This is a genomic window from Chitinophaga sp. 22620, assembly GCF_052044405.1.
In the GTDB taxonomy this organism is placed as follows: domain Bacteria; phylum Bacteroidota; class Bacteroidia; order Chitinophagales; family Chitinophagaceae; genus Chitinophaga.
The window spans coordinates 1,209,337-1,225,293 of record NZ_JBQEMV010000001.1 but is presented as its reverse complement, the minus strand read 5'-3'; the positions used below and the strand labels follow the sequence as shown (position 1 = coordinate 1,225,293).

Genomic DNA, 15,957 nt, shown 5'->3' with positions numbered 1-15,957 from the left:
TCTTTGGTTTGGGCTTATCTTATCAATCCAGGAGATTATTGTAATTGTCGGCAGGCACGGTACCGGGCTTGCGGGGGGTGTTGTCAGGCTCCCATTTTTTCACGTCCAGCTTGAAGGTGGTGTCCGGATCGAAGCTTTCCAGCATCTGCAGGCCCTGCAGCTCGTAGGTGGCGTTATCCAGGTCTATGGAGCGCATAAAGTCCGTAGAGTAGTTGATGGCCTTTTTCATGCTGCTGAGCTTGGTGGCGATGTCTTCCTTCAGGAATTCCATGCTTTGCTCCACCATCAGCTTTTTCTCGGGGTCGCCGTTGAATATCTTCAGGGCTGAGCTGAGGGCTTTGTTGCCGGAAGAAACGGATTTATACAGATCCTTTTTCAGCTCCAGCTCGTTGCGGGCGTCTTCGATCATGTAGCCGCTGTTCTTGTGCACCTTGGTGAGGTAGTCGCCGATGCGTGCCAGGTTGTCCCTGATGGGCGTCAGCTGCTGGATGTATTCCTTGATGCGGGCGATGTGGCGCGTGGCGTTGCCCAGCTCGGGCAGCATGTTGTTGGTCTGCGCGGCTTTCGCACGACCCAGCAGCTGCGCCATGTCCTTCTCTTTTTCAGTGATCTTCATGTCGATCTTTTCTTTCTGGGCATCCACGTCGATAGACTGTTTATACAGCTTTTCGCGCTGCTCTTCCATGTCTTCGATGTAATCTTCCGCAATGAGGAAGGGGTCCAGCTCGATCACGACGCCTACGAGCTTTTTCATGAGCCATTCGTAGAGGTAGAACAGGCTCAGGCGCAGCTTGCGGTGGGTAACGCAGTACAGGAATACGCCCAGGCATACGAGCGCGATGCCGAAGTTCAGCGTGTTCCACACCACTTTGGTGAGGACGGGGATCACGTAATACCCGATCAGTACAAGCAGGCCGAGGCCGATGAAGATACCGAACTTGCCGCCGGGGCGGTTCCAGTACGATTTCAGTTTTTGTCCTGACTCAGCAGGGAAGTAATTTGTTTCCATACAGGTTAAATAGAGGTTTGAATTTTCTGAATGTCTGTGGTGATCTTATTGATCATGGCATCGCAGGCAACGTCGTAACCTTGACGGCTGGCCGCGATCTTCTGTTCGTGGGCCGCAGCCTGGTCTTTCAGCACTTTCATGTCCGCCTGCGCTTTGTTGATCGCTGCCGTCAGCTCCTGGATCTTTTTGGAATGCTCCGCAATATCCTTTTCGAACTGGGCGATCTGGTGCACGCGGCCTTCCACTTCTTTGGCGGCTTTATCGTCCGCCGCCTTGTCGAACTCGGCGCGGTCTTTTTCCACCATGGCCTTGTACTGGGCTGCGGTTTGGAGCAGCTTGTCCCGTGTAAGCCCCTGGATGCTGAGTGTGGCGAATACGGCCCCGATACGGGCCTTTTCGTCCGGCACGTGGGCTTCCAGCGTTTCCATCATGCGCCAGAACTCGAAATAATCGGGGCCCGGCAGGTTGCTGCTTTCAAATAGGCGGGTGAAGTGCTGCTCGAATTTATCCAGCTCTTCGTCGCTGAGATTGGCTACGGCGGCTTGTTTAGAGCTGCTTAGGGGGAATTTCTGGGCAAGGCTGTCCCTTGGGGGCGTGCCCGGCTGCTGAGGTTCACTGGGTTCAAATTCCACGAAAAGACCCAATGCCTTCTTAAGAAAGTTAGCCATTGATAGATTGGAAGTTTAGGTAATTGTCGGGTATACAAGCTTACACAGGTATTGTGTAAATATATAACTAAAGGCGGAGCGGAGTATGTGTTTGCCGCGGAGGCAGTGTCTACATCGGAGTAATTATTGTAGGTGTAAAATTACACATTTTCCCATACATGTCAAATTTCAGGCCTGCGTAACGCCCACATTTTAATTGAAAATCAATAATCCAGGGGCCTCCTTAACGAAAATCCATTATCCCGGGGGCCTGCGCATTCGAAATTTTATACCTTGGGGGCGCCGGAATTAGTGGTTAACTATTTTTTTCTTTTAATTTAGACACCGCAAAAAGTACCCATGTCTATAAAGGTTTCGCAGCTTACCAAGCTGTATGGAGAGCAAAAAGCAGTGGACTGCATCTCGTTTGAGTTGCAAAAGGGCGAGATCGTGGGCTTCCTGGGCCCGAACGGCGCGGGAAAATCCACCACCATGAAGATCATTACCGGTTACCTGCCTCCCAGCGAAGGAGAGGCGTCGGTTTGCGGTTTCGACGTGCTCAAAAACACGATGGACGTACGGAAGCGGGTAGGTTACCTTCCTGAGGCCAATCCCCTTTACCCGGATATGTACATCCGGGAATTCCTTGAATTTTCTGCGGGCATGCACAGGCTGGGCGGGCAAAGCAGCCAGCTGATCTCCGATATGATCCGCCGTACCGGGCTTACGCCCGAGCAGCATAAGAAGATCGGCACGCTCAGCAAGGGTTACAAGCAACGCGTAGGGCTGGCCCAGGCACTGCTGCATAATCCGGAGGTGCTCATCCTGGACGAACCCACTTCTGGCCTGGACCCCAACCAGCTGGTGGAGATCCGCAGCCTGGTGCGGGAGCTGGGGCAGAACAAGACCGTGATGCTGAGCACCCATATCATGCAGGAGGTGGAAGCGATGTGCAGCCGGGTGATCATCATCAATAAAGGAAAGATCATTGCGGACGATGCGATCAGCGCCCTGCGGCAGGGCGCCAGCGGTTATATCCAGGTTACTTTTGGCGAAACGGCTACTGCCGGAGAGCTGGAAGCGCTGCCCGGGGTTACCCGCGCAGTGGCCGCGGAAGGGCATGTTTGGCGTTTATACACCCAGGACGCGGAAACAGTACGCAAAAACCTCATGCAATTCGCTTTGATAAATAACCGGAACATCCTTTCTTTGCACAGCAATTCGCAGTCGCTGGAAGATGTGTTCAGGGAATTGACCAATTAGTGGTTGTAAGGCGGGCGGGCGAGACGGCCGGTTGCCGACAGGATTCACTTTTTCTCAAGATTTAACAATAAAAAAATTTACCCATGAGTATCATTTCAGAGATCCATGCCAGACAGATTTTAGACAGCCGCGGCAACCCCACGGTGGAAGTAGACGTAACCACGGAAGACGGCCACGTAGGCAGGGCCGCAGTGCCTTCAGGCGCTTCCACGGGGAAACACGAAGCGGTTGAGCTGCGTGATGGTGACAAAGGTGCATACCTTGGGAAAGGCGTGATCAAAGCAGTGACGAATGTAAACGAAGTGATCGCTGACGAGCTGATCGGCTGGGACATCAGCGACCAGGCTGGTGTGGACAAACTCCTGATTGAACTGGACGGTACCGAAAATAAAGCCAAGCTGGGCGCCAACGCTACCCTGGCCGTATCCATGGCAGTTGCCAAAGCAGCTTCCGAAGCGTTCGGCCTGCCCCTGTTCCGCTACCTGGGCGGCGTAAATGCCACCACCCTTCCCATTCCTTTGATGAACATCGTGAACGGCGGCGCGCATGCGGATAACAAGATCGACTTCCAGGAATTCATGATCGTGCCCGTAGGCGCCGATACTTTCTCCGAAGGCCTCCGCTGGGGCGTGGAAATTTTCCACCACCTGAAATCGGTGCTGAAAAAGAAAGGTTACAGCACCAATGTAGGCGACGAAGGCGGCTTTGCTCCTGAGATCCAGAGCAACGAAGAAGCCATCGAAACCGTACTGCAGGCCATCGAAGCAGCAGGCTACAAAGCCGGCAGCCAGATCGGCATTGCACTCGACGCAGCCAGCAGCGAGATGTATAACGATAAAGACAACACGTACAAATTCTATAAGTCTTCCCAGAAGATTATCTCCAGCGATGAAATGGTGGCTTACTGGACAGAATGGACCAAAAAATACCCCATCCTCTCCATCGAAGACGGTATGGCCGAAGACGACTGGAACGGCTGGAAAAAACTCACCGAATCCATTGGCAGCACCTGCCAGCTGGTGGGCGACGACCTGTTCGTGACCAACGTAAAACGCCTGAAACAAGGTATCGACCAGCAGATCGCGAACAGCATCCTGGTGAAAGTGAACCAGATCGGTACCGTGACCGAAACCATCAACGCGGTATCCATGGCGCATAAAGCAGGTTATACTTCCATCATGAGCCACCGTTCCGGCGAAACTGAAGACACGACCATTGCGGACCTCGCTGTGGCGCTGAACTGCGGCCAGATCAAAACGGGCTCTGCCAGCCGTACCGACCGCATGGCCAAATACAACCAGCTGCTCCGCATCGAAGAGGCACTGGACAGCAGCGCGTTTTATCCGAAAAATTCAATTAAATTTGGTAAGAAATAATATCCGGACTACGGCGTTTATTTTTTAGTGGTCAATACAAAACTTTTCAGGGTACCGTTTATGCGGTACCCTGATCTTAAAAACCCGGCGTAACCATGGAAATGAAGAAGCGATTTAAAGTGCCTGCCTGGCTCCGCAACAAGTACATTGTGGCGGGCATCCTCTTCCTGGCCTGGCTTATTTTCCTGGACCGTCATAATTTCCTTTCCCAATACGAGCTTTACTCCGAAGTGAACCAGCTGGAAAACCAGAAGACGTTTTACAAACAGGAGATAGACCGTGCCCGGCAGGACCAGTACGAACTGCTGTCCAGCCCTGAAAAGCTCGAAAAATTCGCCCGGGAGCAATACCGGATGAAAAAGGACGATGAAGACCTGTTTATCGTACCCGTTCCCCCCAAAGCCGACTAACCTGCTGACTTTCAAGCCTCTCGTATTGTTAAAAGTTTGCGTTTTTTAAAAAAATAGCTTAAATTGACAATACTATCCCGCCATTCTTCGTTATTTAACTGTTATCGTTCGTTAGCAACCTGCGTTGCTGCCCGACATCCATTTTAACTAACAATCAATCGCATGAGCAATTTTACACTCCCTGTCTCTACTCCTAACTGCGCTGTAACTGACCCGGAAGGGAAACTTATGCAAGAGAATTCTGAATTAGCCCGTGAAGAGGAAAAGCTGCATTTGCAGACGATACAAATGTTGAACAAGGTTCAATATTCCCCTCGCCCTTCTACCTTGGTGGCCATCTTCGACTACGCCCAAAGCGTTGAGGAAGAGCGCCGGTTTTAGTATTTTGCAGGCATGACCAAAAAGGAACGTTTCCAGTTTGTGATAGACTGGTTTGAGAAACATGCCCCCAATGCTGAGACCGAACTGATATACGACAATCCCTACCAGCTGCTGGTAGCCGTGATCCTGTCCGCCCAATGCACGGATAAACGGGTAAATATGACCACCCCGGCCATATTTGAAAGGTATCCGGACATCCCCTCCCTCAGCAAAGCCACTTACGACGACCTTTTTTCGCTGATCAAAAGCATCAGCTTCCCCGGCAATAAAACCCGCCACCTGATCGGCATGGCCAATATGGTGCAGGACGACTTCAACGGCGAAATACCCGATAACGTGCCGGACCTGGTGAAGCTGCCCGGCGTAGGCCGCAAAACGGCCAATGTGATCACCAGCGTGATACATCACCAGCCCAATATGGCCGTGGATACACATGTATTTCGTGTAGCCGCGAGGATCGGCCTTACCACCAACGCCAAAACGCCCCTGCAAACAGAGCTGCAGCTCATCAAAATGATCCCGGAAGAAAAGATCCACATCGCTCATCACTGGCTGATACTGCATGGCCGGTACATTTGCGTGGCGCGCAGCCCCAAATGCGGCGAATGCGGCCTGCGGCCCGCTTGCAAGTATTACCAGCACCTTATAAAAGCGTAGGACGATGCAGGGCGGTCGCAATTGCAGCTTTCACGGGATCCGCATTTATTTTTCCCAGCATTGAAAACAAAGCCCAATTTTCACGTTGCAGGCTGAAAGGTTTTTCATTATCTTGAAAAATCTAAACCCTCCACACGTGAATAACAGCACCCGCTTCCAGCTATCCTTCATGATGTTCCTCCAGTACTTCATCTGGTGTGCATGGTATGTTTCCATGAACAGTTATATGGTCGCCAACCTGGGCTCCTCCGGCAAACAGATCACTTATGCCTATGGCGCGCTGGCAGTGGCCACCATGATATCGCCCTTTTTTGTGGGCAGGATCGCAGACCGTTATTTTTCCGCGCAAAAGATCATGGGCGCCCTGCACCTGGCGGGCGCGGCCTTCCTTTTCCTGTCCACCCTTACCAGCTCCAACGTTCTTTTCATCACCTTTATCCTTATCTATTCACTGCTGTATATGCCCACCATTGCGCTCAGCAACAGCGTGGCGTTCCGGCAAATGCAGGACCCTGCGAAGGACTTCCCCGTTGTTCGTATGTTCGGCACCGTAGGATGGATCGTGGGCGGCCTGCTGATTGGCAGCCTGGGAATTGAAAAAACGGCGAACATCTTTTACATCGCGGCAGCGGCGAGCCTTATCATGGGCCTGTTCTGCTTCACCCTGCCCGATACGCCGCCGCAGGGGAGCGCCGCATCCGCCGGCAGCGCCATCGGCACTGAAGCATTCGTGCTGTTCAAAAACCGCTCTTACCTCGTATTCTTCATAGCCGCCGTGCTGATCTGCATCCCGCTGAGCTTCTATTACAGCTTCGCCAACCTCTTCCTGAACGAAGCGGGCATGGAGAACGCGGCCGGGAAAATGATCCTGGGCCAGCTGTCCGAAGCCCTGTTCATCCTCGCCATTCCCCTACTGCTGAAAAGGCTCGGGGTGAAGAAGATGCTGATCCTCGGCATGATCGCCTGGGTGCTGCGGTATATCCTGTTCTCGTATGGCGACAGCGGCTCCGGCCTCTGGATGCTCTACGGCGGCATCATCCTGCATGGCATCTGCTACGATTTCTTTTTCGTGACCGGTTACATGTATACGGAAAGCAGGGCGGGAGAAAAGATCAAAAGTGCCGCGCAGGGGCTGTTCACCTTTGCCACCTACGGGCTGGGCATGGTGATCGGCAACTGGTTCAGCGGTATGGTGGCGGATTTCTATACTATCAATAAAGTGCGCGACTGGCAAGCCATCTGGCTGGTACCGGTATACATCGCCGCGGCTGTGCTGATATATTTCATGGTCGCTTTCAGGGATAAAAAACCAGTATAAAACATATAAAAACACCTAATTATTATGGCTAAAATTGCAATGCTGGGCTCCGGCTTTATCGGGCGCTTTTATGCTGATTCACTTCAGGGGCAACGCAGCAAGGACAAGATCGTGAGCATTTATTCCCGCCGGGAAGAAAGTGCGAAGAAGTTCGCGGAAGATTATAAATGCGATCACTGGACGACCGATATGGAAGAAGCCATCAACCATCCCGATGTGGACATGGTATGCATTTCCCTTCCCAATAACCTGCACGAAGCGGCCGTACTGGCCTGCTGCAAGGCTAAAAAGGCCGTGATGTGCACCAAACCGCTGGGCCGCAATGCCGAAGAAGCCAAAAGGATGATGGATGCCGTTGAAAAGGCCGGCATCTTCAACGGTTACCTGGAAGACCTCGTATACACGCCCAAGTTCCTGAAAGCCCTCGCTTCCGTGAAAAGCGGCGCGCTGGGCCGCATCCTCTGGGCCAAATCCCGCGAAACGCACCCCGGCCCCCATAGCGAATGGTTTTGGGACAAAGAGCAGGCCGGCGGCGGTTGCATACTCGACCTGGGTTGCCATTGTGTGCAGATCGCGCGGAGCTTTATCGGTAAAGACATCAGGCCGGTTGAAGTAATGTGCTGGGCAGATACGCAGGTGAAACCCATCGACGCGGAAGACCATGCCATCGGCCTGGTGAAATATGAGAACGGCGCCATCGGGCAGTTTGAAGTAAGCTGGACCTTCCGCGGCGGGCTCGACCTGCGGGACGAGGTGATGGGCTCCGAAGGCACCATCTGGCTGAACAGCTTCCTGCGTACCGGTTTCGAGATGTTCACCACCGGCAAAGGCGCGGATTACGTGGCCGAAAAAGCGGAAAGCAATACCGGCTGGCTGTTTCCCGTTGGGGACGAGCTGAACGAGCTGGGCTACAACCATATGTTCGCCGATATGTTCAACGCCGTTGAGGCAGGGCGTGCGCCGCAGGAAACATTTTACGACGGTTATGTTGTGAACGCCGTGCTGGATGCGGCTTACCGCTCAGCAGCCTCCAAGCAGTGGGAACCGGTGAAACTGGAAGTATGGCGCGGGAAAGAAGGCGTGGAAAAGGAAAAAACGCTCAACAGCTACAACGACCAGTACTACCTCATCAAAGAAGAAATGACCCACTTCGGCAGCCAGAAGCTGATCCTGAAAGACAAAAAAACAGGGCAGATCGTCGAAAAAGTGATCTGATCATACCATAAAAAAAGGCGCAGATGTTGCGCCTTTTTTTTAGAGCTGGCGCAAGTCCGAAGCGCGGGCCATGTGCGTGAGCCGACTTGTGCCCGCCTGGCCGGTTTACAGGAACCTGTATTCCACAGGATTGTCCGGGCAGGGCATTATGCCGCATTGCAGTAGCGTTGTGAGCACGTTGGCCGCGGCCAATACGATGATGAACCAGAATACGAACTGCTGGAAGCCCGTGAGCGGCAGCACCCGGCTGTCGCGGAACTGGCGATTATACAGCATCAGGCAGGCGATTGTAATGATGGTAAAAAGAAAGATGAGCAGGGCCCAGGTGTACATATGCAGCCCGAAAAGCGGCGTTCCGAAACCTGGGGGCCGGCCTGCCACCGGCACGATGTGCAATAATATCTGCCGGGCGGACGCTGCCGCGCCGAACAGGGCGCTGAGAATGGCCAGCGCATAATGCGGCGCCCTCAGGCCAAAACGCACATTCAACAGCAAGCCGAAAGCCGCGCCCAGCATACCAATACGTTGCAACAGGCATAACGGGCAGGGCAGCTCGTGCAGCACAAACTGGAAGATATAAGCCCCGGTCACTATCGCTCCCAATCCCAAAGCCCCGATGGCGTTGATATTCCGCATGATACCGTCTCTCTTCATAAGTTGATGTTTATGGCGTCAGACATATGGTAGATGAGCCAGATCACGGAAAGTATGAGCAGCAGGAAAAAGCCGCCCATGGCGAAAGTGTAGTTTCCCTTACGGGCGAATAACATGGCGAAAGTCAATATCAGGAACAACAGCACCATCATAAGCGGGTACATTTAATCAGCAGGCGTGCGCTCAGGCGGCGTTTCAGACAGGTGTATATGCATTAAACAACATACCGGGCGGAATGTTGCGGCTATTTGTAATCGATCAGCCTGAACCATGCCTTGCCGAGCTGATGGTTGATCTCCACTTCCACCAGGCGGCCTTTTTCGTAACGGTAGATATTTTTCTTCCCTTCGGGCATCACCAGGGCATACGTTTTATCAGGCAGCTGCTGCAGATCCAGGAAGCGGCCCTGCGTTTCAGAATATACTTTTTTGACGTCGCGGGGCTCGGTAAAATACAGGTCGCTCACGCAGAAAGCGATCTGCAGGTCCGGGAGCAGCTTTCTTTTATCGCGTTTTTCCTTATCGTCTTTGAAATGCACGGCATACCCCTTGTCCGTTTTCTGGGTAATGGTTTCCTGGCCTGTGCTGAGGCGCTTCATCGTGGCTGTGCTGAGAATATTGTGATGATATTCGGAGAGGATGTCCGTTTCCATGCGGTTGAACAATTTGGACTGCACACGGCTGCGGATGGAGATCTTACGGGTATTCCCGGCCGTTTCCTGCTTTACATCCAGCTGGCCCACCGGGTTGTTGCCAAAACGTATCTCATATCTTGAAACCTGCGCGTCCGCCCGGAAGGCGGTCAGCATAGGCAGTATCCCGAAAAAGAACATCAATGGAATTCCTTTCAGGCCATATGTTTTGAGCGTGCATGGCATATGGTTCAAAAACGATTACGTATAGCAATATACGAAAATAGCAATTACCAGCTGCGAACCTGTATGCGCAACTGCTAATTGCTACTCCCGGAGAATTTACAATAATTCGCGGATCTTCGCCACCAGCTCACCTTTCGTGATCGGCACGCCCATGATCTTGTTATAACCCTGGGCGGGGATGAGAAACTCGTCCCGGATGATCCTGATCAATTGGCCATTGTTGATCTCTGGGATCAGCACATGGTCGTAGCTGTGAAGTATCTCAGCCAGGTTTTTCGGGAAGGGGCGCAGGTGGCGCAGGTGCGCATGGGCAACCTGGTGGCCTTCCGCCAGCAGTTCCAGCACGGCGCTTTTGATGGCCCCGAAGGTGGAGCCCCAGCCCAGTACCAGCACTTTCCCTTTGTCCGGCCCGATCTCTATTTTCTGCAAGGGAATATGGTCCGCGATCCGGTCCACCTTTTCCTGGCGGATCTTCACCATCAGCTGGTGATTTTCAGGATCGTAGCTCACATTACCGGTGATATTCTGCTTTTCAAGCCCGCCGATCCTGTGCTCCAGGCCGGGAGTGCCGGGTATGGCCCAGGGGCGCACCAGGTTCTCGTCGCGCTGGTAAGGCAGGTATTGTTCCTCCCCTTCGTCCAGCGCCTTTTTGAATTTTACTTCAATAGCCGGCAGGTCCTCGCTTTTCGGGAATTTCCAGGGCTCGGCGCCATTGGCGATGTAGCCGTCGCTGAGGAAAATAACGGGGGTCATGTGCTTAATGGCGATGCGGAAGGCTTCAAAAATGCCGTCGAAGCAGTCTGAAGGGGTGGATGCGGATACGATCGGCATCGGGCATTCCCCGTTGCGGCCATAATATGCCTGTAAAAGGTCTGATTGTTCTGTTTTGGTGGGCAAACCGGTGGAAGGCCCGCCCCGCTGGATGTCTATGATCAGCAGCGGGATCTCCAGCATCACGGCCAGGCCCATGGCTTCCCCTTTCAGGGCCATCCCGGGGCCGGAAGTGGTGGTTACGCCCATATGGCCGCCGTAGGAGGCGCCAATGGCGGAGGTAATGCCGGCGATCTCGTCTTCCGCCTGGAAGGTACGCACGCCAAAATTCTTATAGCGGCTCAGCTCATGCAGGATGTCTGAGGCCGGGGTAATAGGGTAAGTGCCGAGGAAAATGGGCAGGTCCGCCTTCTGGGAAGCCGCTATCAGGCCGTAAGCCAGGGCGGTGTTGCCCGTGATGCTGCGGTAGGTGCCGGGTTCCATGCGGGCCTTTTCCACTTTATAGCGGGTGGAGAAGGCTTCCACGGTGTCTGCAAAGTTATAGCCGGCCTGGAGCACCTTGAGGTTGGAGTCCAGGATATCGGGCTTTTTGCCGAATTTCTCGGTCAGGAAGTTCACGGTGCTCTGCATATCGCGGTCGTAGAGCCAGTACAGGAACCCGAGCACGAACATGTTCTTGGCGCGGTCCTTTTCTTTCATACCCAGGCTGGATTCCTTGAGGGACTCGCGGGTCATCTTCGTCACATCCATCGTATGAAGCTGAAAATCAACGAGGGAGCCGTCTTCCAGGGGATTCACGCCGTCCGGGTAATTGGCCAGGCGAAGGTTCTTGGAATCGAAACCGTCTGTATTGGCGATGATGATGCCGCCTTTTTTCAGGCCTTTCAGGTTAGCCTTCAGGGCGGCGGCGTTCATGGCCACGAGCACGTCGCAGGCATCGCCGGGGGTGAATATGCGGTTGGAAGAAAAATGAAGCTGGAAGCCGGATACGCCGGGCAAAGTGCCTTGCGGGGCGCGGATCTCCGCCGGAAAATCGGGGAAAGTGCTCAGGTCGTTACCGATCAGGGCGGTGTTGTTGGAGAACTGGGTACCGGTAAGCTGCATCCCGTCCCCGCTGTCTCCCGCGAATTTTATCACTACATCCTCTATCTGTTGTATCGCTTTATTGGACATTGATCTTTTCTTTATGATTATTATATAAGTCTGTAAAATTAGGGAATCAGCCGTAAAGTTCCTCCCCTCTCCATCCCGCAAAAGTACACAAACCCGGTAGACTTTTCTCAAAAATTCCTGTAACGCAATACAGCAGAGGAATAGAGGGCTCCCGGAAGGCTTACTGCTGTTTCTTTGGCAACATATTTGTTGCTACTAACGCCGTGAGAAAAAGTCTTACACCTTCAACTTTGCATATTGCCTCAAACCTTCTTCTGGTAAGGTTTTACCTGATATAACAGGCACGGGTATACGAAAACTACTCATTTAAGTAATCTTCTGAAACCCTGATGGTTAAAGGTTCTTTAAAGAAATGTTAAATGATCTTATCGGGCAGTTGTGGCATGGTAATTGCAAAATTCTGAGAAAAGACAAGGGTTTTAAATCATTCCAAAAATCTATTTATTATCGAGAACATCACTACTTGAACCATTCTTTATTATTTAAACCTTTTAAAAATTGTATGCTATGAAAAAAGCAAAATTAAGCCTGTTAGCAGTTGCGGCCGTAGCTTTCGGCGCATTCGCCTTCAAAGGATTTGATGGCTCTATCTCCGGTAAAGTAGTACCCGCCGACGGTGCAACTGAAGCCTGGGCTGTATCCGGCACAGACACACTGAAAGCTGCCATTGCCGATGGCGCATTCTCCTTCGCTGCTGCTAAAGCAGGTACTTACACCGTAATCGTTGACGCTAAAGAGCCGTTCAAAGACGCAACTATCACCGACGTGAAAGTTGAAGACGGCAAAGCCACTGATCTCGGTGAAATCAAATTAGCGCAATAGTTGGTTTTCATAGGGGTTAATCAAGCCGGTCTCTGACACGCTCAGAGGCCGGCTTATTGTTTTGAGCCCATCTCATTGATTTTCAATTCCAGGGCTTCCCATATTTCCCATAACAGGGCACCTCCGGGGCTTTTTTTAAAGCTTTCTAGGGGTGCCCTTTTCTTTTGCCGTTATGTTAAGGAAGTCCATCATTGTGGCTTACCCCCTAAAACCTTTTAAAATGAAAATAACGGTCAAACGAGAAACGGTTTTCACTTACAGCGGCCTCAGCATAGGCCTTATCCTCCTCATGCTTGTGATATTCGGCATGATCCTCACCGGCTGCGCCCGGGAAAACGTATATGGCTCAGGCCGGATAGTGACTGAAGAAAGGCAGATGGAGCGATTTGACGGGCTGACCATCGAAGGCCCGGTGGAGATACAGGTAAGGCAGGGGCAGCAGCTACCCGTAAAGATCGAGGCCGAAGACAACGTGATGCGCCTCATCGAAACCCATGTGAGCGGCAGCACCCTGCGGGTGAAGATCCGAAACGGTGTGAATCTCAAGCGGATCAAGCCCATCCACGTGTATGTCCAGGGCGAGCAGTATAAAAAGATCATCTTTTCAGGCTCCGGCTCGCTGAAAGGGCCGGATACCATCAGGGCCACCGGTTTCACCTACGAGATCAACGGCAGCGCAGACGCGGACCTGAAGGTGGACGCCAATGAAGTGAGAATGTACGTGAACGGCTCCGGCAATCTCCGGCTGGAAGGGAGATCCAATGCCTGGTACTCGGAGATCAACGGCAGCGGCAACGTGGGCGGGCGTGATTTTCAGACCGCTTCGGCGGATATGAATGTAAACGGCTCGGGAGAGCAGACCATCTGGGTGACAGACCGCCTGGACGCAAGGATCAGCGGTAGCGGCAACATCCGCTACAAAGGCGCACCCGGCACAGTAAACGTGAAGATCGCCGGTTCCGGGAAGGTTATAAAGTTATAGGCCAATATATTGCATGAAAGCTATCGCATTACTGTCACACCCATTACCCGGCATGAATGCCCATTCCGGGAACCAGCATAAAGGTTATTTTTGCACCATGCCCGAAAACGCACGGCTACAAAGCCTTTTGCAGGAAGACGAGCGCCAGTTCATGGAAGCGCTCTTCAAAACATATTTCCCCCTCGTCTGCAAGTCCATTTACCGGCTCATACCGGACATGGCTACTGCGGAAGACCTGGCGCAGGAAGTTTTTATCAAGATATGGAACCGCCGCGACCAGCTGGGCGAGGTGTATTTCAAAGCATACCTCCACCGCGCGGCGGTGAATATGGCCCTGGACCATATAGACAAGAACAAACGCCGCGGCGGCAGCCCCCGGGAAATAAGTCCCGCCGTGGAAGACCTCCAAAGCACCGGCCCTACCGTGCACGTGAAAGAAACGAAACAGCGTATCAGGGAAGCGGTGGACCAGCTGCCGGAGAAATGCCGGGAAATATTTATCCTGAGCCGGTTCGAAGAGATGAGTTATAAAGAAATAGCACAGCATCTGCAGCTTTCCGTGAAAACGGTAGAGAACCAGATGATCACGGCGCTGAAGAAGCTGAGGGTTTCCCTGAGGGAATTCCTGGAATGACCGCCGCCGTTTTATATCAACCAGAAAGAAAGTAGTAAACAGATAACATTCGTAATAGCATCAAGCATGTTGAGCAACGATCATATAGATACACTGATTGCCCGGGAAATCGAGGGAGAGATCACCGCGGAGGAAATGGCGCAGTTACAGTCCTGGCTGGAAGCAGACCCTGCCAACCAGGCTTACTATGAAGTCCTGAAAGATACCTGGGACCTGGCGGCCGGAGCCTACTCCGATATGCCCGAGCCCGACGTGGAGCGTAACTGGCAACGGTTCTCAGAGAACCTGGCAACGCCCGTGCCTCTCCGCGTCGTAACCCGCCGCAACAGCTGGTGGCGCCTGGCTGCCGCCGCCGTTGTGGTAATAGCCGCCGCAGGCCTTACTTTCACCCTTGTCAGGAACAACAGCCACACCACGCTTACCGCGGAAGCCGATAAAAAGACCTTCACCCTGCCCGACGGCAGCCGCGTGTTCCTCAACCGCAACAGCCAGCTGAGCTACAATGGCCGTTTCGGGGACGATAACCGCACCGTGCAGCTGAAAGGCGAAGCTTTCTTTGAAGTAGCGGCAGACGCAGCCAACCCGTTCATCGTAGCGGCGGGCGCCTCACAAACAAAAGTTCTGGGCACTTCTTTCGTGATCAAGGCGTATGAAGACAAGCCTGTGCAGCTGGATGTGGTAACGGGCAAAGTGGCCTTCTCCGGTAAAAAAGGGGAAGACGGCGCGCTGGTGCTCACCGCGGGCAACACGGCCATCCTGCAGCGGGATAAAGAACCGCAGCAGATCAACAATTCCGATCCCAATTTCATGGCCTGGAAAGAAAACCGGCTGTACTTTAACAACGTGCCGCTTTACAAAACGCTCAGCACGATCGAAGACTATTTCGGGGTACGGTTCTCCGTGGCGGACAAGTCGCTGCTAACCCTCAGCTACACCGGCAAGTTCGACAATCCTTCGCTGGCCGAAGTGCTGGATGTGATCTCGAAAACGGCGGAGGTAAAGATCAGCGAAGAAGAAAAAGATGTGTACAGGATCAGCCGGTAGACGCATTTACAGGACCTTCAGCAAATATTTCCTTTCAGTTAACACAACATAAAAAAACAAAATCCGGGCTTTTATACACCCGGATTTTTTTATGTCTGCAACATTCTGTTCAATTTGTATTCCTGCGATACTCCACGATTTGCCGTGTAGCGGAAACGGGCCGGCCAACGCGACCGGCCCGTTTTTTCATGATGCGGGATAAGCAGGTCACTGACCTTTCAGCGTGAAGATCATGCTTTTCAGATTCGAAGCTATCGTGTTCCCATCGGCGGAGAGTATCGTGAAGGGCAGGATGTAATCATACTGCGGATCGATGTTGGCAGGCAGCACGGTGATCGGTATCACAGCCTGTTGTTCCCCAGCAGAGATCGTCGTTTCCAAGGCGCTCACCTGGTAGCAGTTGGCCGGCAGCAAACGGTAAGCCGTGCCCCACTTATTGTTGTATTCATCTACCAACGCATTGTCCAGCGTGAATTTCACCAGCACATTTTTACCCAGCGGCTTTTCGTAGGATACGCGGGCATACAGGTTCAGCCGTGTGGTGCCGGCGGCACTGTCTGTCAAAGGAGCGGCCTGCCCCTTGGGAGGCCAGTTGGCGTTCGGGATGAGCATCAGCGGCTGAATGCCGGTATAATCCAGCGTCACATCGTTCTTCAGGCATCCTGAAAGAACGAGCAATATTAAAAAGAATGGAATGATATGTTTCATGTTGTATAGTATTGAT

General features: G+C 52.8%; 18 protein-coding genes. 11 read left to right on the top strand and 7 right to left on the bottom strand.

Annotated features, from left to right (window positions below):
* Nucleotides 1-22: 22 nt before the first annotated feature.
* Both ACTJIK_RS05220 and ACTJIK_RS05215 read right to left on the bottom strand, forming a co-directional pair.
* Nucleotides 23-1,009 (bottom strand): PspA/IM30 family protein, encoded by a 987-nt coding sequence (locus ACTJIK_RS05220; RefSeq protein WP_440645295.1) that lies wholly within the window; start codon nucleotides 1,007-1,009, stop codon nucleotides 23-25.
* 5 nt (nucleotides 1,010-1,014) lie between these two features.
* Nucleotides 1,015-1,677 carry a hypothetical protein gene (locus ACTJIK_RS05215; protein ID WP_440645294.1) on the bottom strand — a complete coding sequence of 221 codons (663 nt, stop codon included), beginning with the start codon at nucleotides 1,675-1,677 and terminating at the stop codon, nucleotides 1,015-1,017.
* Nucleotides 1,678-2,016: 339 nt separating this feature from the next.
* Between ACTJIK_RS05215 and gldA the strand changes: the two genes are divergently transcribed.
* From gldA to ACTJIK_RS05180, 7 genes are all read left to right on the top strand, one after another.
* The gene (gene gldA / locus ACTJIK_RS05210; protein WP_440645293.1) at nucleotides 2,017-2,919 is read left to right on the top strand and encodes a gliding motility-associated ABC transporter ATP-binding subunit GldA; all 903 of its coding nucleotides are present in this window, start codon (nucleotides 2,017-2,019) and stop codon (nucleotides 2,917-2,919) included.
* An 83-nt stretch (nucleotides 2,920-3,002) separates the two neighbouring features.
* Complete coding sequence (eno, locus tag ACTJIK_RS05205; RefSeq protein ID WP_440645292.1) at nucleotides 3,003-4,295, top strand: phosphopyruvate hydratase; 1,293 nt, start codon at nucleotides 3,003-3,005, stop codon at nucleotides 4,293-4,295.
* 101 nt (nucleotides 4,296-4,396) lie between these two features.
* Complete coding sequence (locus ACTJIK_RS05200) at nucleotides 4,397-4,705, top strand: FtsB family cell division protein (RefSeq protein WP_440645291.1); 309 nt, start codon at nucleotides 4,397-4,399, stop codon at nucleotides 4,703-4,705.
* Between the two features lie 162 nt (nucleotides 4,706-4,867).
* Complete coding sequence (locus tag ACTJIK_RS05195) at nucleotides 4,868-5,086, top strand: hypothetical protein (protein ID WP_440645290.1); 219 nt, start codon at nucleotides 4,868-4,870, stop codon at nucleotides 5,084-5,086.
* Between the two features lie 12 nt (nucleotides 5,087-5,098).
* On the top strand, nucleotides 5,099-5,743 hold the full coding sequence (gene nth, locus ACTJIK_RS05190; protein ID WP_440645289.1) for an endonuclease III: 645 nt from the start codon (nucleotides 5,099-5,101) through the stop codon (nucleotides 5,741-5,743).
* A gap of 136 nt (nucleotides 5,744-5,879) precedes the next feature.
* Complete coding sequence (locus tag ACTJIK_RS05185) at nucleotides 5,880-7,061, top strand: nucleoside permease (RefSeq protein ID WP_440645288.1); 1,182 nt, start codon at nucleotides 5,880-5,882, stop codon at nucleotides 7,059-7,061.
* Nucleotides 7,062-7,085: 24 nt separating this feature from the next.
* Nucleotides 7,086-8,276, top strand: coding sequence for a Gfo/Idh/MocA family protein (locus ACTJIK_RS05180; protein WP_440645287.1), 1,191 nt, complete (start codon nucleotides 7,086-7,088; stop codon nucleotides 8,274-8,276).
* 105 nt (nucleotides 8,277-8,381) lie between these two features.
* Here ACTJIK_RS05180 and ACTJIK_RS05175 read toward each other — a convergent pair whose 3' ends face one another.
* The 4 genes from ACTJIK_RS05175 to ACTJIK_RS05160 form a co-directional block, all read right to left on the bottom strand.
* Complete coding sequence (locus ACTJIK_RS05175) at nucleotides 8,382-8,930, bottom strand: disulfide bond formation protein B (protein WP_440645286.1); 549 nt, start codon at nucleotides 8,928-8,930, stop codon at nucleotides 8,382-8,384.
* On the bottom strand, nucleotides 8,927-9,082 hold the full coding sequence (locus ACTJIK_RS05170; protein ID WP_440645285.1) for a DUF5993 family protein: 156 nt from the start codon (nucleotides 9,080-9,082) through the stop codon (nucleotides 8,927-8,929). The genes ACTJIK_RS05175 and ACTJIK_RS05170 overlap by 4 nt, the downstream gene beginning before the upstream one ends.
* Nucleotides 9,083-9,174: 92 nt before the next feature.
* A complete protein-coding gene (locus ACTJIK_RS05165) occupies nucleotides 9,175-9,807 on the bottom strand; it encodes a DUF6134 family protein (protein ID WP_440645284.1) in 633 nt (210 codons plus the stop codon).
* Nucleotides 9,808-9,903: 96 nt separating this feature from the next.
* On the bottom strand, nucleotides 9,904-11,751 hold the full coding sequence (locus ACTJIK_RS05160; RefSeq protein WP_440645283.1) for a 2-oxoacid:acceptor oxidoreductase subunit alpha: 1,848 nt from the start codon (nucleotides 11,749-11,751) through the stop codon (nucleotides 9,904-9,906).
* Between the two features lie 507 nt (nucleotides 11,752-12,258).
* On the opposite strand from ACTJIK_RS05160, the gene ACTJIK_RS05155 reads away from it, so the two are divergent.
* From ACTJIK_RS05155 to ACTJIK_RS05140, 4 genes are all read left to right on the top strand, one after another.
* Nucleotides 12,259-12,573, top strand: a complete 315-nt coding sequence (locus ACTJIK_RS05155; protein WP_346316504.1) for a carboxypeptidase-like regulatory domain-containing protein — start codon at nucleotides 12,259-12,261, stop codon at nucleotides 12,571-12,573.
* 220 nt (nucleotides 12,574-12,793) lie between these two features.
* Nucleotides 12,794-13,555 (top strand): head GIN domain-containing protein, encoded by a 762-nt coding sequence (locus tag ACTJIK_RS05150; protein ID WP_440645282.1) that lies wholly within the window; start codon nucleotides 12,794-12,796, stop codon nucleotides 13,553-13,555.
* Nucleotides 13,556-13,652: 97 nt separating this feature from the next.
* On the top strand, nucleotides 13,653-14,189 hold the full coding sequence (locus tag ACTJIK_RS05145) for an RNA polymerase sigma factor (protein WP_440645281.1): 537 nt from the start codon (nucleotides 13,653-13,655) through the stop codon (nucleotides 14,187-14,189).
* Nucleotides 14,190-14,255: 66 nt separating this feature from the next.
* Nucleotides 14,256-15,233: a FecR domain-containing protein gene (locus ACTJIK_RS05140; protein ID WP_440645280.1), complete on the top strand. Its 978-nt coding sequence runs from the start codon at nucleotides 14,256-14,258 to the stop codon at nucleotides 15,231-15,233.
* Nucleotides 15,234-15,440: 207 nt separating this feature from the next.
* On the opposite strand, the gene ACTJIK_RS05135 is transcribed toward ACTJIK_RS05140, so the two are convergent.
* Nucleotides 15,441-15,941 carry a DUF1735 domain-containing protein gene (locus ACTJIK_RS05135; protein WP_440645279.1) on the bottom strand — a complete coding sequence of 167 codons (501 nt, stop codon included), beginning with the start codon at nucleotides 15,939-15,941 and terminating at the stop codon, nucleotides 15,441-15,443.
* Nucleotides 15,942-15,957 lie beyond the last annotated feature (16 nt).

Coding starts and splice junctions, on each gene's coding strand:
- ACTJIK_RS05220 (WP_440645295.1), bottom strand. CDS start 1,009: ATGGAAACAAATTACTTCCCTGCTGAGTCAGGACAAAAACTGAAATCG.
- ACTJIK_RS05215 (WP_440645294.1), bottom strand. CDS start 1,677: ATGGCTAACTTTCTTAAGAAGGCATTGGGTCTTTTCGTGGAATTTGAA.
- gldA (WP_440645293.1), top strand. CDS start 2,017: ATGTCTATAAAGGTTTCGCAGCTTACCAAGCTGTATGGAGAGCAAAAA.
- eno (WP_440645292.1), top strand. CDS start 3,003: ATGAGTATCATTTCAGAGATCCATGCCAGACAGATTTTAGACAGCCGC.
- ACTJIK_RS05200 (WP_440645291.1), top strand. CDS start 4,397: ATGAAGAAGCGATTTAAAGTGCCTGCCTGGCTCCGCAACAAGTACATT.
- ACTJIK_RS05195 (WP_440645290.1), top strand. CDS start 4,868: ATGAGCAATTTTACACTCCCTGTCTCTACTCCTAACTGCGCTGTAACT.
- nth (WP_440645289.1), top strand. CDS start 5,099: ATGACCAAAAAGGAACGTTTCCAGTTTGTGATAGACTGGTTTGAGAAA.
- ACTJIK_RS05180 (WP_440645287.1), top strand. CDS start 7,086: ATGGCTAAAATTGCAATGCTGGGCTCCGGCTTTATCGGGCGCTTTTAT.
- ACTJIK_RS05175 (WP_440645286.1), bottom strand. CDS start 8,930: ATGAAGAGAGACGGTATCATGCGGAATATCAACGCCATCGGGGCTTTG.
- ACTJIK_RS05170 (WP_440645285.1), bottom strand. CDS start 9,082: ATGATGGTGCTGTTGTTCCTGATATTGACTTTCGCCATGTTATTCGCC.
- ACTJIK_RS05165 (WP_440645284.1), bottom strand. CDS start 9,807: ATGCCATGCACGCTCAAAACATATGGCCTGAAAGGAATTCCATTGATG.
- ACTJIK_RS05160 (WP_440645283.1), bottom strand. CDS start 11,751: ATGTCCAATAAAGCGATACAACAGATAGAGGATGTAGTGATAAAATTC.
- ACTJIK_RS05155 (WP_346316504.1), top strand. CDS start 12,259: ATGAAAAAAGCAAAATTAAGCCTGTTAGCAGTTGCGGCCGTAGCTTTC.
- ACTJIK_RS05150 (WP_440645282.1), top strand. CDS start 12,794: ATGAAAATAACGGTCAAACGAGAAACGGTTTTCACTTACAGCGGCCTC.
- ACTJIK_RS05145 (WP_440645281.1), top strand. CDS start 13,653: ATGCCCGAAAACGCACGGCTACAAAGCCTTTTGCAGGAAGACGAGCGC.
- ACTJIK_RS05140 (WP_440645280.1), top strand. CDS start 14,256: ATGTTGAGCAACGATCATATAGATACACTGATTGCCCGGGAAATCGAG.
- ACTJIK_RS05135 (WP_440645279.1), bottom strand. CDS start 15,941: ATGAAACATATCATTCCATTCTTTTTAATATTGCTCGTTCTTTCAGGA.